Below are 23,634 nucleotides of genomic sequence, written 5' to 3'. Positions count from 1 at the left end.
AAAATGCGACAAAAAACTCTTAAGGGAGGAATTAACATGGCAGGACAGGAACATCACTATGCCGTTCAGGTGAAGTGGACCGGCAATCGCGGCAAGGGCACCTCGGGCTACCGTGACTATGAACGCGACTATACGATTTCCACTTCGGGAAAAGCCGATATCGCCGGCTCCTCCGACCCAGCCTTCCGCGGCGATCCTTCCCGCTGGAACCCGGAAGACCTGCTGGTCGCCTCGCTCTCGGCCTGCCACAAGCTCTGGTATCTGCATTTCTGCTCCGTCAATGGCATCATCGTTGAAGACTATATCGACAATGCCGAAGGCACGCTGGTGATGGAAAAGGACGGCGCGGGGCAATTCAGCGAAGTGGTGCTGAAGCCCGTTATCACCATCTCGAAAGGCGACCTCGCCAGAGCGGACGAATTGCATCACGACGCGCACGATAAATGCTTCATCGCACGGTCGGTGAATTTTCCGGTGCGTGTGGAGGGGACAGTGAAGCTAGTTTGAAATTCAGGCCAGTTGCAGACCGAGATGATCGGCCATAGGCTGAAAGTCTCGGTCGTTGTGCAGCAGTTCGTATCCGTTTTCGATGCAGTAAGTGCCGATGATGAGGTCGTTGTTTTTACGGATCGTATAACCGCGCCCCCGTAGGAAGCGGTAATTCGCGGCAGCCTTGATAGCGAGTTGGGGAGACATCATCGCGACGCAGGGAAATTCGCTTAACATTTGCTCCAGACGGCGAGCATGTTGGCCGTCGCGTGCACCCTGAAGAACCTCCAGGAGAACAATGTCTCCGACAAGGATGTTACTCTGCGTTATGGCGGTGCGAAGCTTTAAAGCGAGGGCGGGTGAATCTTTTCGAATGAGCGAAATCCATGCAGACGTATCTGCGACGATCATTTGGAATCCTTTATGTCCCAATCCGTTTCCGCATCCCAGTCCGTCCGCATCTCATCCAGATTGCCTTCCCAGCCCATGCCCTCTAATGCATCAAGCGCACGCATTTGACGGTGAATGCGCACGAGATCCCGCAATGCCTTTTCTACTGTCGCTTTTTTGGTGGAGAGACCGGTTATTTCCATCGCCTCGGCGATCAAGGCGTCATCAAGTTCAATGTTGGTGCGCATTGGGAAAACCCTTGGTGTATCGATTTTCGAAACAATACACCAAGGACGCTTTCTGCGATATCTGTTTTTACTGGAACGCCGTCTCGTAAAAGCTTCTGAGCTTGCGCGAATGCAGGGTTTCCGTCGGCATGGCGGCCAGTTTCTGCACGGCGCGGATGCCGATCTGCAAATGCTGGGCGACCTGCGTGCGGTAGAACTCCGTTGCCATGCCCGGCAGCTTCAGTTCGCCATGCAGCGGCTTGTCGGAGACGCAGAGCAGGGTGCCGTAGGGCACGCGGAAGCGGAAGCCGTTGGCGGCGATGGTGGCCGATTCCATGTCGAGCGCTATGGCGCGCGATTGCGACAGGCGCTTGACGGGCCCGGCCTGATCGCGAAGTTCCCAGTTGCGGTTGTCGATGGTAGCGACGGTGCCGGTGCGCATGATGCGCTTCAGTTCGAAGCCTTCATAACCGGTGACTTCCGCGACAGCGCCTTCCAGCGCCAGCTGCACTTCGGCAAGCGCCGGGATCGGCACCCAGACCGGCAGGTCGTCGTCGAGAACGTGGTCCTCACGCACATAGGCATGCGCCAGAACATAATCGCCCAGTCGCTGACTGTTGCGCAGGCCGGCGCAATGGCCGACCATCAGCCAGGCATGTGGGCGCAGCACGGCGATATGGTCGGTGATCGTCTTGGCGTTGGAAGGGCCAACGCCGATATTGACCAGCGTAATGCCGGCATGGCCCTTTTTCTTCAGGTGATAGGCGGGCATCTGCGGCAGGCGGCCGAGAACGGCGTCCGTTTCCGGCCTGTCGGAGCCGGCAGGGGTGATGATGTTGCCCGGCTCCACGAAGGCCGTGTAACCCTCACCGCCATTCTTCATCAATTGACGCGCCCATGCGGCGAATTCATCGATATAGAACTGGTAGTTGGTGAACAGCACGAAGTTCTGGAAATGGCTGGCGCTGGTCGCCGTATAGTGGCTGAGGCGCGCCAGCGAATAATCGATACGCTGCGCCGTAAAGGGTGCAAGCGGCGCGGGTTCGCCGGGCACCTGATCATATTCGCCATTGGCGATGAGATCGTCGGTATTGTTGAGATCGGGCGTATCGAACAGATCGCGCAGCGGCACGTCGGATAGCGACGAGGCCGCCGCCGCCTCGACATAGGCGCCTTCGCCGAAAGCGAAATGCAGCGGAATGGGCGTGGCCGATTCCGATACCGTGACCGGAACGCCGTGGTTCTTCATCAGAAGCCCCAGCTGTTCCTTGAGATAATGGCGGAAAAGCTCCGGCCGGGTGATCGTCGTTGTATAGACGCCGGGGGCGGTGACATGGCCGTAGGAGAGACGCGAATCGACATGGCCGAAGGTTGCGGTCTCAAGACTGACCTGCGGATAGCAGGCGCGGTAGCGGCCGGCAATTGGCGCGCCCTTGGCCAGTTCGGTGAAGGAATTGATCAGGAACGCCGTATTGCGTTCGTAAAGCGCGTTCAAAGCCGCCACCGCTTCTTTCGGGTCCGTGAATGTCTGCGGCGCGAAAGGCTCAGGAGTGACGAAGGTGAGGGGCGGAATCGTTGGTTTTGCTATTGTCATGGCCCATTATAAGAGGCCTATTTCGACAGGCAAGCGACAGAAATACGAAGAAACTGAAAAGAAACGGAAAAAGCGGCTGAAGCGATAAGGGGATTTGCGAAATCTCAGCCGAGCGCGCCGCGCTGCAGGCTCATCAGAAGCACGAAACCGGCGCCCTTGGATGCCGGGCGGGGATCGGCCTTGTAAACCGCAAGTCCCGCCACCGGGCCGAGAAAGATCGAGGCCATCAGCACCAGTCTCAGTGCGGAAAACAGGCCATTGGAAAAGCTGCTGGTCATGGACCTGTCCTTCTTAGAGCACGACGGGGCAATTGGCGACGGGCGCCGGGCTATGCTGGCAGGCGATGGCCGCACCGGCATTCACCCGCTGAAAGCTGCGGTTGGGATTGACGACGAGCGAAGCGAAGGACATGGCGAAGATCGCCATGAGAAACGCGAAGATTGCCAGCCGGCTGATCAACTTTGTCATGTCCATTCCCCTTTATTGGAGTTGATGGACAGAGTTTTGCCACAGTCGGACTGAACGGACCCTGAGACCCCGGTTCATATGGTGTTCAGGGAGGTTAACAGGCCAGAGTGCGGCAGAAATTGAAGCTTTCGAAGGTGCAAGGAACATGGACGCCCGCTTTCCGCATCATGCGGGAGAAGCTCCGGCGCGCTCGACAAGTTCGATGACGAAGCTCTCAAGCGCTGCGGGTTTCGCAACATCCACAAGCGGCATGCCGTTTTGCCGCGCCGATGCCAGCATTTCGGTATTTTCACGCAGCGATCGTTCGATGAAGGCATCCATGAGCCGGCGCTGGCCGGCCGTCGCATCGGCGTATCGTGCCTGCAAGCGCATTCTCTCCAGAAGAAAATCATTCTCCGCATGGAGGAGGACGCCGGCGGTGGTGATATCAAGAAGCGGGGCTATCAATTCCGGCCGCAGGGCCGCACCCTCGAAAACGGCGAGATTGCCGGTGCCGGTTTTGCTGTCGATCAGCCCGCGGATAAGCGGCCAGATATTCTGGTGATGCACCTTCAGAAACCAATGGATCGTTTCTGCCGACAGTTGCGAGTAAAATTCTTCCACAGGCGCCGGTATGCCGGGCCAGGGACGTCCCGGGTGGCGCGCGAGACTGTCGGTCGATATTGCCTCGCAACCGAGCTCTGCGCTCAAGCGACCGGCAAGGGTGCTTTTGCCGACATGCGAGGTGCCCGAGATCAGGATTGTGGAGAGGGTGGGGCGCATGCGTCGCTCTTGATGGTATTCGGCTGGGCCGTAACGATACACCAGCGGATAAATCTGTTCCACGCCACATCCGTTTGCAACGGCAGGCAAGCTGTCAAAGCTTACCCGCCGCGCCTTGTCTTACAGCCGCGTCCAGGTCTGTGATTTGCACAGGATCTTCAGCACGCAACCCTTCATGCTCAGCGAATTGCCGGAAACGGTGCCGGAGCCGCTATATGTCTTGTCGGCGGCGGGATCGGTGATTTCGCCGGCATAGCTGTTTCCCTTGCCGGAAAGCTTGCCGATCTGTTTTCCGGCATGTTTGCCGGTCTTCAGCGTCACGCAGAAGGCCGCGCCGCAGGGGCCGATTGAGGCTGTCTCGCCACTTGCCGTCTTCCAGTTGCCTTCAATGGGCTCGGCGGCAAAGGCAAAGGTGCCGCCCATCATGAGGGCGGCGGCAATCATCATCACACGCTTCATAAAAACTCCTCCCGAAATTCGCGCAGCGTCTCCTGAACCCGGTCAGGGACTATATGCGCAGATCCAAACCTCTTCGGCTGCCACGCGTCATCCACGATGCATGGCCACCCTGCGGCGCAACGATTGCTCGCTCCGTTCGCTTTGTCCTTTGCCTGTTTCATCCTCATGACAGGCAGGCGGATATTATTTTACGTTCACGTAAAAGGAAACAGAAATTTGCGGTCGTTAGGCAGCATTTGCGCCTGCGGAAAGCGCAGAAGGGTGGGAAATTCAAAAATCGTTGTTTTGATCGTGGTGAATGAAGGGTTGAAATCCAATTCTGAAGTTTTCGTAAAATTCGCCGCAAAGTCCTTAATTTCCGCACCTTGCGATATTTAACAAAAAACCAATTTTACCAATCGTTTGCAGTTTGTTTGCGTCACATTAATCATGCCTTTTAAGCGCCCGTTGAAAGCCTCGTGGCATATTCAACTCATCAAAAGCGCAGGGAAAACCTGCCGGCCGAAAGGACAAAAAAGCCGCAAAAGACGGCAGGTCCGAAAGGTAGCCTCGGCAAGAAGGCACTTGATGAAACAGGCGAGAAGACAGGGATTAAAACGATGGCACGCTTTGAAATTCGCGATATCGAAATGGCAGTTGCCGGTGGCGAAACCCGCGCCGACACCCTTTGCAATCTCGGCCTGGTCTACGCGACGGGCCGGGGCTGCAAGGTGGATCTGATTGCGGCCCACAAATGGCTCAACATCGCCGCGATCCGCGGATCGGAAAGAGCCGCTTCGCTGCGTGCCGATCTTGCCCGCAACATGACCAAGGCGGAACTGGCCGAAGCGCTGCGTGCCGCCCGCGACTGGATGACGATGCACTGACGCACCCGCATCCGCGATAGAATTTCCGGTCCGGTTCCCTCCAGTCCCGATGACCGGTGCAAACGAAAGTAAACCCGAAGGGGAATGCGGCGAGGGCTTTGAAAAGGGCTTTTGCGCTGACACATCAAACCGCGACCGGCAGGAACAAGGCCGGCGCGGTTTTCTTATGTTTGGCAATGTCGTTTTCTGGAAAATGATTCGCGGGCAGGGGCTTGCGGGCGGATTTTGAATCGCATTCGCATCACGCTGTGGTGGGGATGAAACCGCTCCGGCAGACATGGCAGATGCGGTTTTCGATTTGCTTCCTTCTTCCGTCATGCCGGACCTGATCCGGCATCCAGCCACGCCGCGTCTGCGGCGTGAAAGAGTCTTTCGCGATCAAGGACTTGATCGCGCTGGATTCCGGCTCAGGGCCGGAATGACGGAAAGGAAGCACTAAATATCACCCCAGCGCCTTGATAACCTTCGGCAGCGCCGTTTCAAAAAGATCGAGCTTGTCTTCCGGTCCCACACTCACGCGAATGCAGCGGTTGAGCGGAGCGATGCCCGGCATGCGGATGAACACGCCATGCTCCATCAAGCCGTCAACGATGGCGCGGGCGTAAGTGCCGTCGCGGTGACAATCGATGGTGACGAAATTGGTGGCCGAGGGGAGCGGCGAAAATCCGTTATCGCGGGCAATCGCCGAGATGCGATCGCGGGCCTCTGAGATTTTCCCGACGACCTCATGCAGATAGGCCTGGTCCTTCAGCGCCGCCAATGCGCCGGCGACAGAAATACGCGCCATGCCGAAATGATTGCGGATCTTGTCGAAGGCTTCGACATTGCCAAGCGTGCCGATGGCATAACCCACGCGGGCGCCAGCCAGCCCATAGGCCTTCGAGAAAGTGCGCATGCGCAGGATGTTCGGCTGGCCGATCAGCGCGTCAATGGCCGGTACGGCGCTTGCGGGTGTGGTCTCGCAATAGGCTTCGTCCAGAATGAGCAGGCAGGTTTCCGGCAGCGCCCGGGCAAAGGCAACGACCTCGCTTGCTTCCCACCAGCTTCCCATCGGATTGTCGGGATTGGCGAAATAGACGAGCGGTGCATTTTCCCGGATAACGAGATCGAGAAGCCCGTCGAGATCCTCGTGATCGTCGACATAGGGTGTGGTCACGAGTTTTCCCCCAAAGCCGTTCACGTGGTAATTGAAGGTGGGATAACCGCCGAGCGAGGTGACCACCGGCGTTCCCGGCTCGACGATCAGCCTTGCGATCTCACCCAGCAACCCATCGACCCCGCCGCCAATGGCAATGTTGCCGCGCGCAACGCCGTGGTGGATGGCCAGCGCCTCCTTCAACTCGAAATTTTCAGGATCGCTATACATCCAGGTGTCGGCGGCCGCATCCCGCATGGCCAGAAGCACGGAAGGGGCGGGGCCAAAGCCGCTTTCGTTGGCGCCTATCCGCGCTTCCACCTTCAGGCCGCGGTTTCGCTCGATGGCCTCGGGGCCAACGAAAGGAACGGTTGAAGGGAGCGAGACGGCAAGCGGCGTAAGGCGTGAAAAAGCGGACATTGGCTGAGAGTTCCGGTACCTGTTTTAAAACCCGGCACACAATAGGTGCAAAAAAACCGGACGCAAGCCGCGCCCGGTTATCGGATGACTGTTTTGGAACAGTTTTTTCCTCGGCCACTCCCCGACAGAAAAACCTGCCGGCGAATCGGTCGGCACGCCGTGTCGGGTTCAGGCGCTGGTCTCGAAACTCAATCTGCGCACATGGTGCAGGAATTCGGCATCGATCAGCATGTTGAAGCCGATGGTCACCTTTTCCTCCTCCCGACGGATCAGCGTGCAGCCGATTTCGTCGCGAATACCGAGGATTTCCAGATAGAAATTGGCAGGCATCTCCAGATGCGGGCTGACTTCGAGTTCCGCGCCGTAAAGGGAAATGGTGCGCACGAGGCAGCGCATCGTGTCCTTGGCGCTGAGATGATGCCCGATGAAGGTGATCTTGCCGGGCCGGTCGATCTGAAATTTCTCGTACTGCTCGTCCTGGGGGACGCTTTGACGGGGATCCATATGTAAAGCCATGACAACCTCCCGGATTGCCTCTTCCTGGTGCCTATTTTAACGCGGCTTCCTTGCCAGGTCGTGAAGGAAATCCGCGCAATTATACCTTGTCCGTCTCGACATGGGCCAACATCCATTTCGCAAAACGATGTTTCCCTTGATGGAAATGCGCCCGGCTCCTTCCGGTTGCAGTCCTGTCTGAGCCTGTGCTGATAATGCGTCATGCTTGCACAGGGCTGGCGTGGCTGCGCGGTTGACGCGGGCCGTACTTGGCGTTACGCCTGATCCGGCAATATGGCTTCGTGAATGCGGCAGGATCGTCCCATCGCGATTGTTCTGGGAGTGGAATGTGACGGGAAGGCTGGTAATCGTCGGGGCAGGGCAGGCCGCTTTCGCGCTGGCCGCAAAGCTCAGGGCGCTGAAGGATGAGCGCCCCATCACCATCATCGGTTCCGAGGATGCCCATCCTTACCAGCGGCCGCCGCTTTCCAAAAAATACCTTCTCGGCGAGATGAGCTTCGACCGGCTGATGTTTCGCCCCGTGGAATGGTACGCGGAAAACAATGTCGATATCCGGCTCTCCACCTGGGTGGAGGAGATCGACGGCGCGGCCAAATCGTTGCGCATGCAGGATGGCAGCACGCTTTCCTACGACAGGCTGGTGCTGGCAACCGGTGCTTCACCACGCCTGCTGCCCGCCAGCATCGGCGGCGATCTCGAAGGGGTTCTGACCGTTCGCGACAAGCGCGATGCCGACCGGCTGATGGAAGAGATGAAGCCCGGCCGCAGGCTGCTGGTTATCGGCGGCGGTTATATCGGTCTGGAAGCGGCGGCTGTCGCCCGCAAGCTCGGCCTCGATGTGACCTTGATCGAAATGGCCGACCGCATTCTCCAGCGTGTGGCAGCGCCGGAAACGGCTGACATCATGCGCGGCATCCATCAGGCAAACGGCGTCGCGATCCGCGAAAAGACCGGCCTTGTGCGTCTTGTCGGCATGGATGGCCGGGTTGCCGCCGCTGAACTTTCCGATGGTTCGACGCTCGACGTGGATTTCGTCATCGTCGGCATCGGCGTGACCCCGAATGATCGTCTTGCCCGCGAATCGGGCCTTGATGTCGGCAATGGCATTCTGGTGGACGAATATACCCGTAGCTCGGACAAGGATATTCATGCGGTGGGCGATTGTGCCTTGCTGCCCTGGCGCGGCCAGCATGTGCGAATCGAATCGGTCCAGAACGCGGTCGATCAAGCCGAGGCCGCCGCTCATGTGCTGGCCGGCACAGAAATCGCCTATGACGCCAAGCCGTGGTTCTGGTCGGATCAATACGAGGTAAAGCTGCAGATTGCCGGTTTCAACCTCGGTTACGACGAGACGGTGCTGCGGCCCGGCGCACGCGAAGGCAGCTGGTCTGTCTGGTATTTCCGCGATGGCCGCTTCGTGGCCGTCGATGCCGTCAATGACGCGAAGGCCTATGTCTCCGGCAAGAAACTGCTCGATACCGGCGCAGAGCCTGACCGCACCATCCTGGCGGACCCGTCTGCCGATCTGAAATTACTGCTCTCCTGAGGACATCATGCCCGCTCCCGAAAATCGTTTCAAAACAGCCATCCATGCCGGCAAGCCGCAAATCGGTCTCTGGCTCGACATGGGTGAGGCCATCACGGCGGAAATCGCCGGAACAGCGGGGTTCGACTGGCTGGTGATTGACGGCGAGCATGGGCCGAACGATCTGCGCAGCATCATCGACCAGCTGCGCGCCCTTGCCACATCGCCCGCCGAGCCGGTGGTGCGTGTGCCGGTCGGCGAAAGCTGGATGATCAAGCAGCTATTGGATGCGGGCGCGCGCACGCTGCTCGTTCCCATGGTTGATTCGGCAGCCCAGGCTGAAGGTTTGGTCAGCGCCATGCATTATCCGCCACGCGGTATTCGCGGTATGGGGGCGGCCGTTGCCCGCGCATCCGCCTTCAATACGATAACCGACTATGCCGATAGCGCCTCCGATAGCGTCTGCCTGCTGGTGCAGGCCGAAACCCGTGCGGCGATCAACGATCTCGACAATATTCTCGCGGTGGAGGGTGTGGACGGCGTCTTTATCGGCCCGGCGGATCTCGCGGCGGATATGGGTTATCTCGGCAAGCTGGATGAGCCGGAAGTGCAGGCGGTCATCGAGGCGGCAATCGTCAAGATCGTCGCAGCCGGCAAGGCTGCCGGCATTCTCACCTTCAATGAGACTTTCAATCGCCGTTATCTCGAACTCGGTGCGTCCTTTGTCGCCGTCGGTGCCGATGTCACGGAATTTGCCAACACGTTGCGGTCGCTCTCCAGCCGCTACAAGGGCGGGGCAGCACCTGCGGCGAAATCCGGATACTGACGCTCAATCGTCGTTGCTGGCATTCAGCTTTTCCGGCGGAATGCCCTCTTCGCCGGAGGCAAGATAACCGTTGTTGATGAGGGCGGCGCGGACGATGCGCTGGATCGCCTCATCCCTGTTAATGCCGTGATCTCTCGCAAAATCCGACAATGCCTCTTCAAGATCGTCGCTGAACTGCATGTTCGCCCCCATTTTTCATGTCTTTGGAATTAGCGCGAAGAAGCAAGGCGGAATAAATCCCGCCTTGCCCTGGGTTTTGATCGTATAGGCAGACTATCAGCGCCAGCGATAAAGGCTGCTGTTGGACGAGCTCTGCTGTGTGCCCGCGCCGACCGCATAACCGATCGCAAAACCGAGTGCGCCGACGATCGTCAGCAGCGAGGTCGCGGTGCCGGGATTTTCCTTGACCGCCTCCACGACGTTCTGTCCCTGGGCGCGCACGTTGCTTGCCGCCTTGCGAACGCGGCCACGTGCCTCATCCAGAAATTCGGATGCATCCTCGCCTACACCTTCCGCGCGGGCGGAAACGGATTTGGAGAGAGACGCGATTTGCGTGCGCAACTCCGCAATCTGGTTTTCGATCGTGTCTTCGACAACATTCAGTTTGGTCTGAGCCATTAGAACACCTCTTTTGTTTCCGAAGCGAGAACGTGCCGGCATTAAAGAAGTTCCCCAATTGCCTGCAAAGTTTCACTGACCGTTGCTCCACCAACAGGTTTTTCGGCTTCTCGGCGAAAAAGCCTTGCAATCATTTTTTTTAAGCAATAATCAGGCCGCACCGGAGAGGTGGCCGAGTGGTCGAAGGCGCTCCCCTGCTAAGGGAGTATACGTCAAAAGCGTATCGTGGGTTCGAATCCCATCCTCTCCGCCATCAAGCGCAATGCGCAACCTTCTCTGACAAATCTTCTCAAAACGACTCACCTACGAGCCGCGTACAACCTTCCGCGGCGAGCACCCATTTGGCGCAAATCAGTACGCCCTGTGACAGGCCGCGACCAGCGTTCCGAATCGTTGTCTGGTGAAACGGCCGCGGTCCGTCCGTGTTTCTCGGTGCCGTTGATCCCGTCATGCCAGAGACGGGACAAGGGAAAGCAAAAATTTCCGTTATCCTTGGCCGGCGAAGCAATAGTTCATCGAAAAGGCTCGTAGTTTAGAAAGGCCTTGTTAACCGCGCTAACTAACGGATTTTCAAGGAACTTCTTAACGCATTGTAAAGCCGCCTGCCAGCTGGCGACGCGCTGTGTGTTGTTTCCGCAACAAACCGAAATGAAGCATATACGTAAATGCGGTTTATCGGATGTTGGCGATTGCAAGCCGCGAAACCTTTTGTATTTTCACGACCAGAAGCGAGGCGGTGGATCGTTTGGCTTCTAAGAACACGGGAATGGGGCAGGGAATGCTGTCCTTCAGCGAAAGTACCCAGACCCTTTTAAAAACTTTGACTGGAGGTCAACCATGAACATCAAGAGCCTTCTGATCGGCTCCGCTGCGGCACTCGCAGCAGTATCCGGCGCCCAGGCTGCTGACGCTATCGTCGCTGCTGAGCCTGAGCCCCTCGAATACGTTCGCGTTTGCGACGCTTTCGGCACCGGCTTCTTCTACATCCCCGGCACCGAAACCTGCCTGAAGTTCCAGGGCTACGTTCGTTTCCAGGTAGACTTCAAGAACGGTAACGGTACAAGCGCCGGCACCAACAACGGCGGCACTTCTGATTGGGACGCTTTCACGCGCGCTCAGTTCGAAATCGACACCCGCACCGACACCGAGCTCGGCGCTCTGCGTGGCTTCATCGGTTTCCGCGGCAATGCTGACAACGGCTCTTCCTCGTCCTCGAGCGTTTTCGTTGACCAGGCCTTCATCGAACTCGGTGGCCTGAAGGTCGGTAAGTTCTACAGCTGGTGGGACGATGGCCTCTCTGGCGAAACGGACGAGCTGTCTTCCAACGCTCTGTTCAACTCCATTCGTTACACCTACGACGCTGGTTCCTTCTGGGCAGGTGTTTCGGTTGACGAACTCGAAGGCGTTAGCGTCGCCAACACCCTTGGTGGCACGCTTAACGAATCCGACAACAATGTTGGTGTTGCTCTCGGCGTTGGCGCCAAGCTCGGCGCTGCTTCCTTCCAGCTCATCGGCGGCTACGACACCGACCGCGAAAACGGCTCTGTACGCCTGATCGCAACGGCTGACGTTGGTCCGGGCACGCTTGGCCTGGCTGGTGTTTGGGCTTCTGGCGCAAACGCTTACTACAACGTCTCCGAGTGGGCAATTGCTGCTGAATACGCCATCAAGGCAACCGACAAGCTGACGCTGACCCCCGGCGTTCAGTACTACGGCAACTACGGCCTGGTTTCCTGGGATGACTTCTCGAACGACGACGGTTGGAAGGCCGGTCTGACGCTCGACTACAAGATCACGCAGGGCCTCTCCACGAAGATCGCTGTTAACTACGTTGACATCGACAACCGTGACGACCAGGTTACCGGTTTCGTTCGCCTTCAGCGTTCGTTCTAATCTGATCTGACATTGTCAGTGATGGAAAGCCCGGCTCTCGAGCCGGGCTTTTTTATTTTCTGTCAATCTGACCTCGGAAGGCGCGTGTGACGCATCACTGCACAGGTGATCGAGCTACGATTGACTGCGGTGCTTCGAGTGCATTTTCTCTGACTGGCGTTAGACGGCGTCCATGGCTGCCGATTCGTTCATATATTGAGCGGGGCGGTGAGGCGGTTCTGAGCGCCGAACGTGTCCGATTCTACAGCCCAGCAAATCGCTTTTTGGCAACTTCGCGTGGTCTGATTGCGTCGGCATTCTGTTTTTTGGCCGAATCTTGCTCGCGAGGGAATTTCGCCCTTCCTCGTAAGTATGTGAAATAAATAAGAAATTAACGATTCATTAAGAATTGAGTTGGGGCAATTAGAATTGTAGCTATTTCGCAACAATGAAAAACTAAGGACACCTTACTGTCTTCCTTTTGTCACGATTGCGATTGCCTGTCCGGCCCGTTTTGGCTCTAATCATCTCCATAAGCGGCACGCATCGATTTGTGTTTCCCACTCGCTGCTTAGAAGATTAAGCGTTTGACTGGAGGTCAACCATGAACATCAAGAGCCTTCTCATCGGCTCCGCTGCGGCTCTCGCAGCAGTATCCGGCGCACAGGCTGCTGACGCTATCGTCGCTGCTGAGCCTGAGCCCCTCGAATACGTTCGCGTTTGCGACGCTTTCGGCACCGGCTTCTTCTACATCCCCGGCACCGAAACCTGCCTGAAGTTCGGCGGTTACATCCGTTTCCAGACCAACTTTGGCCGTGACTCGTCCGGCACTTCTGACTGGGATTCGTTCACACGCGCCCAGTTCGAAGTTGACACCCGCACCGACACCGAACTCGGTGCTCTGCGTGGCTTCATCGGCTTCCGTGGCAACGCTGATGGCGGCACCGCTGGTGCTGTATCCGGCACCGGCAACACTGGTTCTGGCGTTTTCGTTGACCAGGCCTTCATCGAACTCGGCGGCCTGAAGGTCGGTAAGTTCTACAGCTGGTGGGACGACGATCTGAATGGCGAAACCGACATCCTGTCGACCAACACCCTGTTCAACTCGATCAAGTACACCTACGATGCGGGCTCTTTCCAGGCTGCTCTCTCGGTTGACGAGCTCGAAGGCCAGTACGGTCAGTACCAGTACGGTGCAGACAACAACGTCGGTATCGGCGGCATGATCGGCGGCAAGTTCGGCGCAGTTACCGCCAACCTGATCGCCAGCTACGACTTCGATGCAGAAAACGTTGCTATCCGTGGCATCCTGTTCGCGGACATTGGTCCGGGCACCTTCGGCCTCGCCGGTGTATGGGCCTCTGGCGACAACGCTTACTACGCAAAGTCTGAATGGGCTGTTGCCGTTGAGTACGCGATCAAGGCTACGGATCGCCTGACGCTTACCCCCGGCTTCGAATACCTCAGCAAGCTGGACGTTAACCAGCTTGACGGCGACTTCACTGGCGACCGTGACGCCTGGACTGCTGGTCTGACGGTTGACTACAAGATCACCGAAGGTCTGGCCACCAAGATCACCGCCAACTACTACGACGAAGATGGTCGTGACGACGAAGTTACCGGTTTCGTTCGCCTTCAGCGCACGTTCTAATCTGATCTGACATTGTCAGTGATGGAAAGCCCGGCTCTCGAGCCGGGCTTTTTCTTTTGAATCTCATCAAGGCAGAAAAGCTGTCCGCACAGATGCGGAAAACAAAAAAGCACCGGACCAGCCGGTGCTTGAATGCATGCAGCGATCGGCCGATTCTGGCCGTTATCCCGCCCGCCCATGACGCAAATCATCGACGATATCGGCGGTCTGTCCAAGCCGGGTCTTGTAAACCTGATAATTCTCCATCACCCGCTGCACATAGTTGCGGGTTTCGGGGAAGGGGATGCGCTCGATCCAGTCAACCACCTCGTCGATCGGCTTGCCGCGCGGGTCGCCGTAGCGGGAGATCCATTCCGGCACGCGCTTCGGGCCAGCATTGTAGGCGATGAAGGTGAGGATGTAGGAGCCGCCGAAACTGTCGATCTGCTCGCCAAGATAGTGAGCACCGAGTGTGGCGTTATATCCCGCGTCGCTCGTCAGCATCGCCTGCGTATAGGGCAGGCCATGGCGTCCGGCCACGCCCTTGGCGGTTCCCGGCAATAATTGCAGCAGCCCGCGGGCGTTGGCGGCGGAGACGGCGGCCGGGTTGAAGGCGCTTTCCTGCCGGGCGATGGCATAGGCAAGCGCCTTGCCGGAACCGGCAATATTCGCGCTCGCGGGAATGACGCCAAGCGGGTAGGCGAGCGCTGCCGCATCGATGCCGCGGCTGAAGGCCGTCTTGCCGATTTGCAGCGAAACCTGATGGTTGCCGTTGCCCTCCGCGCGGGCGGCCAGAATGGCAAGTTCGCCCGGGCTGTCGAGCTGATCCGCCAGCGACCGGTAAAGGCTGTCGGCCCGCCAGCCATAACCTGCGGCCTCCAGCCGGTCGATGGCGCGCACGGCTTCGCGGCCGGCGAAGCGTTCACGGTCGCCGCCGCTGGGGGCGGGATAGGTCACGTTCAGTGTCTTTGCGCCTATCCGTGCAGCGGCGAGCTGGCCATAAAAGGTGCCGGGATGACCGGCGGCCTTGGTGAAGAAATCTCGCGCATTGCCCGGCCCGCCCGCTTCCGCCGCCCGTCCGAGCCAATAATAGGCGCGCGAGGCCGAAAGCGGCCGGTTCGAGGTCTGCAAAAGCGTATTGAAGTGGCGGGAGGCCACCGCGGGGTCGCGCAGCGCCCGCAGCGCGTACCAGCCGGCGTGGAATTCCGCATCGGCAATATCAACGGCGGAGGTGGCCGAATGATTGGCGACGATGCGATAGGCCTCGGCGAAATCACCGAGATCCGCAAGACCGCGGGCGATGATGCGCCGCTCGTTCCACCATTCGCCGGGATTGACGAGTTTGCCCGCTTCTTTGGGTGCCTGCCGCAGCAGGGCGGCCGCTTCGGGGTATTTTTGCTGGTTGCGCAGGTTTTCAACGCGCGCGAAGAGAAAAGCCGTGTCGTTGCGCCATGTCGCATCCACCTTGCCCAGGAGCGCGCCCGCATTGGCGGATCGCTGCAATACGGCGGCCCACGCAAGGTAGAGTGACTGCGCCTTGCCAAGGTCACCAAAACGCTTCGCCTGGCCGATGCGGCTGCGATACATCAGGTAATCCATGCGCGCCTTGTGGTCGGCGGGCGTCAGATAGCTGGGGAACTCGGCAAGAACACGGTCTTCCATGTCCTTGTCCATGCCTTCGCTCACCCAGAGCTGGCGAATGAGGTTCTGTGCTTCGGCGCCCTTGCCGGAAGAAGCAAAGGCCTTGGCGAGTACGACGGTGCCTTCGGCGGTCTCCGGCCGGCTGCTGCCAAAAGCGGCAAGCACCTGGGACGCGGGTGGATCTTCACGGTAGAGCGCTTTTTCGGAATTGGCGCGCAAGGTTGCCGCGCCCGGCCAGCCGGTCAATTCGCGCTGGGCTGCGGCGATCTCGGCAGAAGGCACATCCTTCTGGCCGGAAACGGCAATCGCCCAGGAGAGGATATGCCGGTCGAGGCTTCCCGTCGGCATGGCGTTGCGCAGTGCAATGGCGCGCGCGGCATCGCGGCTGGAAAGGGCGTCGAGGCCCGCCTTCAACTGGCCGGCGTCGTCGGGACGGTTAAGCCGCGGTATCGCACCGGTGATTTCGGGGGAGGCGGGCATGAAGGCAGGAACGGTCGGCGCATTCGGCTTCACATAGGGAAGCGGCACGGAACCTTCCGGCACGGGGCCGGCCAGCGCGTTCCAAACGGTTGCGGCAAGACCTGCCGCCATCAATGCCCAAACTGTCTTTTTCATACCGCTCTTCATCACCGGACGGAAACAATCGACCTTCTTGTATTGTCAATTCATTGCAGCGGGATTGCGGGAAGCGCCTGTGGTTCTGGTCCGAAATCCCGCCTTCAAATCTACGGAGATCGAGGTTAACGAAATCTTACCTGCCGCCGCGCAATCCTATCAACTTTTATTCACCGGCTCGCGAGCGGCGCGCATTTCCACCGCCTCGTTTTTTCAGCAGCCGTGTGGCGCTCGAAGAGTGTCACACTTCCGACAATTTCGGACAAAATAGGCTTCCTTTGCGCTTGTCGGCGCCAAGGGCTGGCACTAATGTGTGCCGGTTTTAACCATCGAATGCGGCCGAAGCATGAACCGGCTCGGCGCCAGGAGCTTTGCATGTTCAAGGGATCAATTCCCGCCCTCATTACCCCGTTCACGGACAATGGCGCCGTGGACGAACAGGCGTTTGCCGCCCATGTGGAATGGCAGATCGCTGAAGGCAGCAACGGTCTTGTGCCCGTGGGCACGACGGGGGAATCTCCGACCCTGTCCCACGACGAGCACAAACGTGTGGTCGAGCTGTGCATTGAGGTAGCGGCGAAACGGGTTCCGGTCATTGCAGGTGCTGGCTCCAACAATACTGATGAGGCGATCGAGCTTGCCCTGCATGCGCAGGATGCCGGTGCGGACGCGCTGCTGGTGGTCACACCTTATTACAACAAGCCGACGCAGAAGGGGCTTTTCGCCCATTTCGCTGCCGTGGCCGAAGCGGTGAGACTGCCGATCGTCATCTACAATATCCCGCCGCGCTCGGTCGTGGATATGTCGCCGGAAACCATGGGCGCGCTGGTCAAGGCCCATAAGAACATCGTTGGCGTCAAGGATGCGACGGGCAAGATCGACCGCGTTTCCGAACAGCGCATTTCCTGCGGCAAGGATTTCATCCAGCTTTCGGGTGAAGACGGCACGGCGCTCGGCTTCAACGCCCATGGCGGCGTCGGCTGCATTTCGGTCAGCGCCAATGTCGCGCCGCGCCTCTGTTCGGAGTTCCAGGCGGCGATGCTTGCCGGCGATTATGCCAAGGCCCTTGAGTATCAGGACCGCCTGATGCCGCTGCACAAGGCCATCTTCATGGAGCCCGGCGTCTGCGGCACCAAATATGCGCTTTCGAAAACCCGTGGCGGCAACCGCAAGGTTCGCTCGCCATTGATGAGCACGCTGGAACCGGCAACGGAAGCAGCGATTGATGCGGCGCTGAAACATGCCGGCCTGATGAACTGAGAGAGGCTTGAAGGCCTTGAAGGCGCGCAATGGACCTGCTTCGCGACAGAAGCGGTTCCGCGCGCCTTTTCTTTTTGCGATGACGATACTAAATAGAGCATGCCTCCCAAAAGTGGTCACCGGTTTTGGGACAAAGACATGCGCAAAAATATAGTTCGAAAACCGCTCCAGCCGGCAGGCTGCGGCGCAATAAGAAAAACAAGGGATTGAAATATCATGGCCCCCAAAGGCAGCCAGCGCGTGGTGAACAAGATCGTTGCGGAAAACCGCAAGGCCCGGTTCAACTACGAAATCATCGACACCTATGAGGCGGGCCTCGTGCTGACCGGCACCGAGGTCAAGTCGCTGCGCGAAGGCAAGGCGAACATCGCCGAATCCTATGCCTCGGACGAGGGCGATGAAATCTGGCTCATCAATTCCCATCTGCCGGAATATCTGCAGGCCAACCGGTTCAACCACGAGCCGCGCCGCCGCCGCAAGCTGCTTTTGAGCAAACGCGAAATCAGCCGCCTGCGCGCCGGCATCAACCGCGACGGCATGACACTGGTGCCGCTGAAGGTCTATTTCAACGAAAAGGGTCGCGCGAAGCTGGAACTGGCGCTCGCCAAGGGCAAGAAGCTGCACGACAAGCGCGAGACGGAGAAGGAACGCGACTGGAACCGGCAGAAGTCGCGGCTGCTGAAGGGCGGTAACGCTTAAACCCTACTCCCTCATTCCTGTGCCTGTCACAGGAATCCAGCTGACGCGCGTCCGCGCGGCGAGAGAGCCGTTCCAGCCCAAAGACTTGGGCTGGCTAGATTCCTGTGACAAGCACAGGAATGAGGAGAGCGAGGATACTTTCGCTGCAGCGAGCCGTTACGCAGCCCGGTAAGTCCGCTCCACATAGGCCTTCGACGCCGAAACGCTGAAGCGGCTGACAAGCGCTGCGAGATTGGCGCTGACATCGCTCAGATTATGCGTCGCCGCATTGGTTTCTTCCACCATGGCCGCATTTTTCTGCGTCAGATTGTCCATGCTGTTGATGGCGGCGCTGATTTCCTGAATGCCGACGGACTGCTCCTGCGCCGCCTTGGTCAGCGAGGTGATGTGATCCTGGATGTGATCGACCTTGTTGCCGATCGTGTTGAGGGATTCGCCCGTCTTGTTGACCAGCGATACACCCTGCATCACATCGTCGGAGGATTTGGCGATCAGGGTCTTGATTTCCTTGGCGGCGGTGGCCGAACGCTGCGCCAGCTCGCGCACTTCCTGGGCGACGACGGCAAAACCCTTGCCGGCATCGCCGGCACGGGCGGCTTCCACGCCGGCATTCAGCGCCAGAAGATTGGTCTGGAACGAAATCTCGTCGATGACGGAAATGATCTGGGTGATCTTCTGCGACGATTCCTCGATGGCGCCCATCGCCTTGACCGCTTCAGTCACCACATCTCGCGACCGTGCCGCCTCGACAGCCGAGCTTTCGACGATGGCCTTGGCCTCTTCGGAGCGCTGCGCCGAAAGCCTGGAAATGGTGGTGATTTCCTCAACGGCGGCGGCGGTTTCCTCAAGGGCTGCCGCCTGCTGCTCCGTCCGGCGGGCCATGTCGTCGGTCGCTGACGTCAGTTCACGCGTATTGCCCGATATCTTGTTGGCTTCCTCGACGATCTGCGCAAATGCACCGGAGAGATTGCCGACGGCGGCATTGAAATTGGCGATCAGCCCTTCGAATTGCGGCGCGGTTTTTTCGCCGATGCTGGAGGTGAGGTCGCCATTCGCCAGCTTGGTGAGCGCGTTGTTGAGCAGCTCGAGAACGTGGTCCTGCTCCTTCTTCATCTGCGCCTGCTGTGCCTCGACCTTCAGTCGCTCGGCTGCGAGCACGTCAAGATAAACGGAGATGGAATAGTCCATGTCGAGAAGGGCGGCCTTGACGGTCACCGTCAGGGCGTCCTTTAGCTTCCTGGCCTTCTTTTCCACGAAAAGGCCCTTCAATTCGGAATCGATGACGGCCTTGACGATGCCATCAAGCATCAGCGCATAGCCGCCAATATACCATCTCGGCTCCAGACCCAGCTTTGCGTGGGTGCGGCCAATGGCGGTCACGGCCTCGGTGTAATCCGAATTGAACGTGCCGGAGGCAATTCGCGTCCAGTGTTTCACCTGCATGCTCTTGGCGTGCTGAATATGCGCATCGCTCGAAAAGAACTTCGCCGTCTCCGGCACCGTGCGCACCTTCGCATAAAAACGGTCGAGAGAAGCATCGAGAGAACCGGTGATGACACCCTTAATTTCTGAAAGGTTTTGCCGTTGCTCGTGACCAAGCCCCAGAAAATTCAGTCTTTCATCGAGTTGTCGGTCGGTTTTTGCTTGGCCATGCATGTCTAGTCATCCTGATTTGGCACCGAAATCATGTGGTTGGCGCCGTTACGGTGATTTAGACACGTCTAAAATTAACCAAGTTATAATTTTCACTGTCTGAATTTGATGTTTGTTAATTTCAAGGGCAATTTTTACCTCTCACGCCGGGCGGCTGCGCGAGGCGAGGACGCCAAACAAAAAACGCGCCCGTCTTTTGGACGGACGCGTTCGTGATGTAATTGCAGCGAAAAACGGGATCAGATCGTCTCGGAGCTTTCGGCGTGACGGGCAGGGCGCTCGTTCGGATCGCGGCCGATCTCGGCCTTCAGCGTCATGAGATCAATGAAGTGGTCAGCCTGCCGGCGCAGGTCGTCGGCAATCATTGCGGGCTGCGTTGCCATGGTGGATACCACGGAAACCTTGCGGCCCTTGCGCTGAAGCGCATCGACGAGCGTGGTGAAATCGCCGTCGCCGGAAAACAGCACCAGGTGATCGATGGTCTCGGACTGCTCCATGGCATCGACTGCAAGTTCGATATCCATGTTGCCCTTGATCTTGCGGCGACCCAGCGCGTCCGTGAATTCCTTGGCGGGCTTGGTTACGACCTTGTAGCCGTTATAATCCAGCCAGTCGATCAGAGGGCGGATCGAGGAATATTCCTGATCTTCGATAAGCGCGGTGTAATAATAAGCGCGCAGCAGATAGCCACGCTTCTGAAACGCCTTCAGAAGCTTGCGATAGTCAATATCGAACCCCAGGCTTTTCGATGCTGCATAAAGATTGGCTCCGTCTATGAAGAGCGCAATTTTCTCCCGTGGATCGAACATTCCATCCCATTCCTTTTTTTGGAAAGGCCATTATCTGGCTTTTATTTCCGGTCGCTAACGCAAAAAATCATGTCGTATCAACGAATTTTGCGCGTCGCCGTTGCGTTTTAAGTAAGCTACCTTCCCCCGTATTCCAAGACAATTCTTCTAGACATTTTGTTCATCAGACGCCAAACATGGGCAATAAGGTGCCAAAAGACGCCAAAGACAGGAAAAACTTGAATTCCGCGGCCAATGGCTGTATCGGAAGCTGGAAGGCATCGTCGCGAAAAATATCCAGCGTTTTTCTCAAGGCACGAAGCACAGATTCAATAGGTTAGAGTGTCCCTTGTGCACCCCCGGGAACGCACGGCGCTCTGATCCACGACATTACGACCCGCAAAGGACAGGCAATGGCCCGCGTCACAGTAGAAGATTGCATTGATAAAGTAGACAACCGTTTCGAGCTGGTGCTTCTTGCCAGCCACCGTGCACGCCAGATTTCTCAAGGCTCTTCCATCACGGTTGACCGCGACAACGACAAGAACCCTGTCGTGGCGCTGCGCGAAATCGCTGATGAGACGCTGTCTCCCGACGATCTGAAGGAAGACCTCATCCACTCGCTGCAGAAGCATGTGGAAGTGGACGAGCCCGAGCCCGATCCGGTCACGCTCGCAGCTTCCGCTGCTGCCGATGGCGAAGACGACGACCAGCCGGAAACGGTTACTTTCGACCAGATGTCGGAAGAAGAACTGCTGGCCGGTATCGAAGGCCTTGTGCCGCCAGAGAAAAATGACGACTATTGATCTGACTTTATGACGCCATGACAGGCGGTGGTTACCGTCTGTCAATATTTGCCGTCATAATCTGATCCTTATTGATGCAGCATTGTGCGCCGACCCCAAGGTTGGCGCGCTTTCTTTTTGTGGAATATCGCATGATGCGGCAATACGAACTCGTCGAGCGGGTTCAAAAATATAAACCGGATGCGAATGAGGCCCTGCTGAACAAGGCCTATGTGTATGCCATGCAGAAACATGGCCAGCAGAAGCGGGCCAATGGCGACCCCTATATCTCGCATCCGCTGGAAGTTGCCGCGATCCTCACCGAAATGCATCTCGACGAATCGACCATCGCGGTGGCGTTGCTGCACGATACGATCGAGGACACCACCGCCACCCGCGCAGAAATCGACGAGCTTTTCGGCGAAGACATCGGCAGGCTGGTGGAGGGGCTGACCAAGCTCAAGAAACTCGACCTCGTCACCCGCAAGGCCAAGCAGGCCGAAAACCTGCGCAAGCTGCTGCTCGCCATTTCCGATGACGTGCGTGTCCTTCTGGTCAAGCTCGCCGACCGCCTGCACAACATGCGCACCATGGAATATATGCCGGCGGACAAGCGCAGCCGCATTTCTGAAGAGACCATGGAAATCTATGCGCCGCTCGCCGGCCGCATGGGCATGCAGGACATGCGCGACGAGCTGGAGGACCTGTCCTTCCGTTATCTTAACCCGGAAGCCTATGAGACGGTGACCAACCGCCTGCAGGAACTGGAAACGCGCAACGAGGGCCTCATCAAGAAGATCGAGGACGAACTGCGCGAGCTTCTCGTGGCGAACGGCCTGATCGGGGCCAACGTCAAAGGGCGTCAGAAGAAGCCCTATTCGGTGTTCCGCAAGATGCAGTCGAAGTCGCTCTCCTTCGAGCAGCTTTCCGACGTCTACGGTTTCCGCATTCTGGTGGACGATATTCCCTCCTGCTACCGGGCGCTCGGCATCGTGCACACCCGCTGGCGCGTGGTGCCGGGCCGCTTCAAGGACTATATCTCCACACCGAAGCAGAATGACTATCGCTCCATCCACACCACGATCGTCGGCCCGTCGCGCCAGCGTATCGAGCTGCAGATCCGCACCAAGCGCATGCACGAGATCGCCGAATTCGGCATCGCCGCCCATGCGCTTTACAAGGATGGCGAAAACGGCGAGGGCGATCTGCTCTCCAAGGAGTCGAACGCCTATTCGTGGCTGCGCCACACCATCGAATCGCTGGCCGAAGGCGACAGCCCGGAAGAGTTCCTGGAACATACCAAGCTGGAACTGTTCCAGGACCAGGTGTTCTGCTTCACGCCCAAGGGCAAGCTGATTGCGCTGCCGCGCGGCGCAACACCCATCGATTTCGCCTATGCCGTTCACACCAATATTGGCGATACGACCGTCGGCGCCAAGATCAACGGGCGGATCATGCCACTCGTAACCCGGCTCAACAATGGCGATGAGGTGGAGATCATCCGCTCCGGCGTGCAGGTGCCGCCTGCCGCATGGGAAGAGGTGGTGGTGACGGGCAAGGCCCGCTCTGCCATCCGCCGCGCCACCCGCATGGCCATCCGCAAGCAATATTCCGGCCTCGGTTATCGCATTCTGGAGCGCACCTTCGAGCGCGCCGGCAAGGCCTTCTCCCGTGAAGCGCTGAAGCCCGTGCTGCATCGTCTGGCGCAGAAGGATGTGGAAGACGCCATCGCCGCCGTCGGCCGCGGTGAGGTCTCCTCGCTGGATGTGCTGCGCGCGGTCTATCCCGATTATCAGGATGAGCGCGTCACGGTGAAGATGACCGGCGATGATGGCTGGTTCAACATGCGCAGCGCCTCCGGCATGGTCTTCAAGATCCCCGGCAAGTCGCGCTCGGTTCTCGAGGACGACGGTGCGGCCGAAATGCTGGATGGGCCGGACCCGCTGCCCATCCGTGGCCTTTCCGGCAATGTCGACGTGCATTTCGGTGCCGCCGGCGCGGTTCCCGGTGACCGCATCGTGGGCATCATGGAAAAGGGCAAGGGCATCACCATCTATCCCATTCAGACGCCGGCGCTGCAACGCTTCGACGACGAGCCGGAGCGCTGGATCGATGTGCGCTGGGATCTCGATGAGGCGAACAAGTCGCGCTTCATGGCGCGGGTGATGATCAATGCGCTGAACGAGCCGGGCACGCTCGCCTCGGTGGCGCAATCGATCGCGACGCTTGATGTCAATATTCGCGGCCTCAACATGGTGCGCATCGGCACGGATTTCTCCGAGCTGGCGCTGGATGTCGAAGTCTGGGATCTCAGGCAGCTGAACCAGCTCCTGTCGCAGCTCAAGGATCTCGATTGCGTCTCGACAGTGACGCGTGCCTTCGATTGAGGCATTTTT

General features: G+C 58.4%; 25 protein-coding genes and 1 tRNA gene. 12 read left to right on the top strand and 14 right to left on the bottom strand.

Annotation, left to right across the window (positions count from 1 at the left end; all coding sequences use genetic code 11):
* Window positions 1-36: 36 nt before the first annotated feature.
* On the top strand, window positions 37-507 hold the full coding sequence (locus tag G3A56_RS05800) for an OsmC family protein (RefSeq protein WP_082184006.1): 471 nt from the start codon (window positions 37-39) through the stop codon (window positions 505-507).
* 3 nt (window positions 508-510) lie between these two features.
* Here G3A56_RS05800 and vapC read toward each other — a convergent pair whose 3' ends face one another.
* The 7 genes from vapC to G3A56_RS05770 all read right to left on the bottom strand — a co-directional run bounded on the left by vapC (window position 511) and on the right by G3A56_RS05770 (window position 4,389).
* Complete coding sequence (gene vapC / locus G3A56_RS05795; RefSeq protein ID WP_082184007.1) at window positions 511-900, bottom strand: type II toxin-antitoxin system VapC family toxin; 390 nt, start codon at window positions 898-900, stop codon at window positions 511-513.
* The gene (locus G3A56_RS05790; protein WP_082184008.1) at window positions 897-1,127 is read right to left on the bottom strand and encodes a type II toxin-antitoxin system VapB family antitoxin; all 231 of its coding nucleotides are present in this window, start codon (window positions 1,125-1,127) and stop codon (window positions 897-899) included. The genes vapC and G3A56_RS05790 overlap by 4 nt, the downstream gene beginning before the upstream one ends.
* A 67-nt stretch (window positions 1,128-1,194) precedes the next feature.
* Window positions 1,195-2,700 carry an AMP nucleosidase gene (gene amn, locus G3A56_RS05785; RefSeq protein WP_003496988.1) on the bottom strand — a complete coding sequence of 502 codons (1,506 nt, stop codon included), beginning with the start codon at window positions 2,698-2,700 and terminating at the stop codon, window positions 1,195-1,197.
* Between the two features lie 104 nt (window positions 2,701-2,804).
* Window positions 2,805-2,978, bottom strand: coding sequence for a hypothetical protein (locus G3A56_RS28405; RefSeq protein WP_003496987.1), 174 nt, complete (start codon window positions 2,976-2,978; stop codon window positions 2,805-2,807).
* Window positions 2,979-2,991: 13 nt separating this feature from the next.
* On the bottom strand, window positions 2,992-3,174 hold the full coding sequence (locus G3A56_RS05780; protein ID WP_003496986.1) for a hypothetical protein: 183 nt from the start codon (window positions 3,172-3,174) through the stop codon (window positions 2,992-2,994).
* Window positions 3,175-3,333: 159 nt separating this feature from the next.
* Complete coding sequence (locus G3A56_RS05775; RefSeq protein ID WP_082184634.1) at window positions 3,334-3,930, bottom strand: P-loop nucleotide/nucleoside kinase family protein; 597 nt, start codon at window positions 3,928-3,930, stop codon at window positions 3,334-3,336.
* Between the two features lie 120 nt (window positions 3,931-4,050).
* Complete coding sequence (locus G3A56_RS05770; protein ID WP_003496984.1) at window positions 4,051-4,389, bottom strand: DUF2147 domain-containing protein; 339 nt, start codon at window positions 4,387-4,389, stop codon at window positions 4,051-4,053.
* A gap of 599 nt (window positions 4,390-4,988) precedes the next feature.
* Between G3A56_RS05770 and G3A56_RS05765 the strand changes: the two genes are divergently transcribed.
* Both G3A56_RS05765 and G3A56_RS05760 read left to right on the top strand, forming a co-directional pair.
* Window positions 4,989-5,255 carry an SEL1-like repeat protein gene (locus tag G3A56_RS05765; RefSeq protein WP_082184635.1) on the top strand — a complete coding sequence of 89 codons (267 nt, stop codon included), beginning with the start codon at window positions 4,989-4,991 and terminating at the stop codon, window positions 5,253-5,255.
* A gap of 49 nt (window positions 5,256-5,304) precedes the next feature.
* Window positions 5,305-5,484, top strand: coding sequence for a hypothetical protein (locus G3A56_RS05760; RefSeq protein ID WP_082184010.1), 180 nt, complete (start codon window positions 5,305-5,307; stop codon window positions 5,482-5,484).
* A gap of 213 nt (window positions 5,485-5,697) precedes the next feature.
* On the opposite strand, the gene G3A56_RS05755 is transcribed toward G3A56_RS05760, so the two are convergent.
* Window positions 5,698-6,810: a pyridoxal phosphate-dependent aminotransferase gene (locus tag G3A56_RS05755; RefSeq protein ID WP_082184011.1), complete on the bottom strand. Its 1,113-nt coding sequence runs from the start codon at window positions 6,808-6,810 to the stop codon at window positions 5,698-5,700.
* A 168-nt stretch (window positions 6,811-6,978) separates the two neighbouring features.
* Window positions 6,979-7,326: a hypothetical protein gene (locus tag G3A56_RS05750; protein ID WP_035242718.1), complete on the bottom strand. Its 348-nt coding sequence runs from the start codon at window positions 7,324-7,326 to the stop codon at window positions 6,979-6,981.
* Window positions 7,327-7,654: 328 nt separating this feature from the next.
* Between G3A56_RS05750 and G3A56_RS05745 the strand changes: the two genes are divergently transcribed.
* Together G3A56_RS05745 and G3A56_RS05740 are read left to right on the top strand one after the other, a co-directional pair.
* On the top strand, window positions 7,655-8,872 hold the full coding sequence (locus G3A56_RS05745) for an NAD(P)/FAD-dependent oxidoreductase (protein ID WP_082184636.1): 1,218 nt from the start codon (window positions 7,655-7,657) through the stop codon (window positions 8,870-8,872).
* A gap of 7 nt (window positions 8,873-8,879) precedes the next feature.
* Window positions 8,880-9,677 (top strand): aldolase/citrate lyase family protein, encoded by a 798-nt coding sequence (locus tag G3A56_RS05740; protein ID WP_082184012.1) that lies wholly within the window; start codon window positions 8,880-8,882, stop codon window positions 9,675-9,677.
* 3 nt (window positions 9,678-9,680) lie between these two features.
* Here the strand turns inward: G3A56_RS05740 and G3A56_RS28400 are convergent, their stop codons facing one another.
* Both G3A56_RS28400 and G3A56_RS05735 read right to left on the bottom strand, forming a co-directional pair.
* Entirely contained in the window at window positions 9,681-9,857 is a 177-nt protein-coding gene (locus tag G3A56_RS28400) for a hypothetical protein (protein WP_167373896.1), read from the bottom strand.
* Window positions 9,858-9,953: 96 nt separating this feature from the next.
* Window positions 9,954-10,295 (bottom strand): hypothetical protein, encoded by a 342-nt coding sequence (locus G3A56_RS05735; protein ID WP_003496975.1) that lies wholly within the window; start codon window positions 10,293-10,295, stop codon window positions 9,954-9,956.
* Window positions 10,296-10,457: 162 nt separating this feature from the next.
* On the opposite strand from G3A56_RS05735, the gene G3A56_RS05730 reads away from it, so the two are divergent.
* From G3A56_RS05730 to G3A56_RS05720, 3 genes are all read left to right on the top strand, one after another.
* Window positions 10,458-10,548 (top strand) — tRNA-Ser (locus G3A56_RS05730).
* A gap of 584 nt (window positions 10,549-11,132) precedes the next feature.
* Window positions 11,133-12,188, top strand: a complete 1,056-nt coding sequence (locus G3A56_RS05725) for a porin (RefSeq protein ID WP_082184013.1) — start codon at window positions 11,133-11,135, stop codon at window positions 12,186-12,188.
* A gap of 583 nt (window positions 12,189-12,771) precedes the next feature.
* Complete coding sequence (locus G3A56_RS05720) at window positions 12,772-13,818, top strand: porin (protein WP_003496963.1); 1,047 nt, start codon at window positions 12,772-12,774, stop codon at window positions 13,816-13,818.
* A gap of 162 nt (window positions 13,819-13,980) precedes the next feature.
* Here the strand turns inward: G3A56_RS05720 and G3A56_RS05715 are convergent, their stop codons facing one another.
* Entirely contained in the window at window positions 13,981-16,053 is a 2,073-nt protein-coding gene (locus G3A56_RS05715) for a lytic transglycosylase domain-containing protein (protein WP_164056205.1), read from the bottom strand.
* 375 nt (window positions 16,054-16,428) lie between these two features.
* Here G3A56_RS05715 and dapA point away from each other — a divergent pair, with 375 nt between their 5' ends.
* Window positions 16,429-17,313, top strand: a complete 885-nt coding sequence (gene dapA / locus G3A56_RS05710; protein WP_082184015.1) for a 4-hydroxy-tetrahydrodipicolinate synthase — start codon at window positions 16,429-16,431, stop codon at window positions 17,311-17,313.
* Window positions 17,314-17,529: 216 nt separating this feature from the next.
* Window positions 17,530-18,012: an SsrA-binding protein SmpB gene (gene smpB, locus G3A56_RS05705; protein ID WP_035218083.1), complete on the top strand. Its 483-nt coding sequence runs from the start codon at window positions 17,530-17,532 to the stop codon at window positions 18,010-18,012.
* A gap of 156 nt (window positions 18,013-18,168) precedes the next feature.
* On the opposite strand, the gene G3A56_RS05700 is transcribed toward smpB, so the two are convergent.
* Complete coding sequence (locus G3A56_RS05700) at window positions 18,169-19,668, bottom strand: methyl-accepting chemotaxis protein (protein WP_082184016.1); 1,500 nt, start codon at window positions 19,666-19,668, stop codon at window positions 18,169-18,171.
* 236 nt (window positions 19,669-19,904) lie between these two features.
* Complete coding sequence (locus tag G3A56_RS05695) at window positions 19,905-20,474, bottom strand: LabA-like NYN domain-containing protein (RefSeq protein ID WP_082184017.1); 570 nt, start codon at window positions 20,472-20,474, stop codon at window positions 19,905-19,907.
* 392 nt (window positions 20,475-20,866) lie between these two features.
* On the opposite strand from G3A56_RS05695, the gene rpoZ reads away from it, so the two are divergent.
* Together rpoZ and G3A56_RS05685 are read left to right on the top strand one after the other, a co-directional pair.
* Window positions 20,867-21,259 carry a DNA-directed RNA polymerase subunit omega gene (rpoZ, locus tag G3A56_RS05690; RefSeq protein WP_082184018.1) on the top strand — a complete coding sequence of 131 codons (393 nt, stop codon included), beginning with the start codon at window positions 20,867-20,869 and terminating at the stop codon, window positions 21,257-21,259.
* A 131-nt stretch (window positions 21,260-21,390) separates the two neighbouring features.
* On the top strand, window positions 21,391-23,625 hold the full coding sequence (locus G3A56_RS05685; protein WP_082184638.1) for a RelA/SpoT family protein: 2,235 nt from the start codon (window positions 21,391-21,393) through the stop codon (window positions 23,623-23,625).
* Window positions 23,626-23,634: the final 9 nt, after the last annotated feature.

Origin of the sequence: Rhizobium oryzihabitans, from assembly GCF_010669145.1 — a bacterium.
GTDB lineage: Bacteria > Pseudomonadota > Alphaproteobacteria > Rhizobiales > Rhizobiaceae > Agrobacterium > Agrobacterium oryzihabitans.
This window is presented reverse-complemented; position numbering and strand designations above follow the sequence as displayed.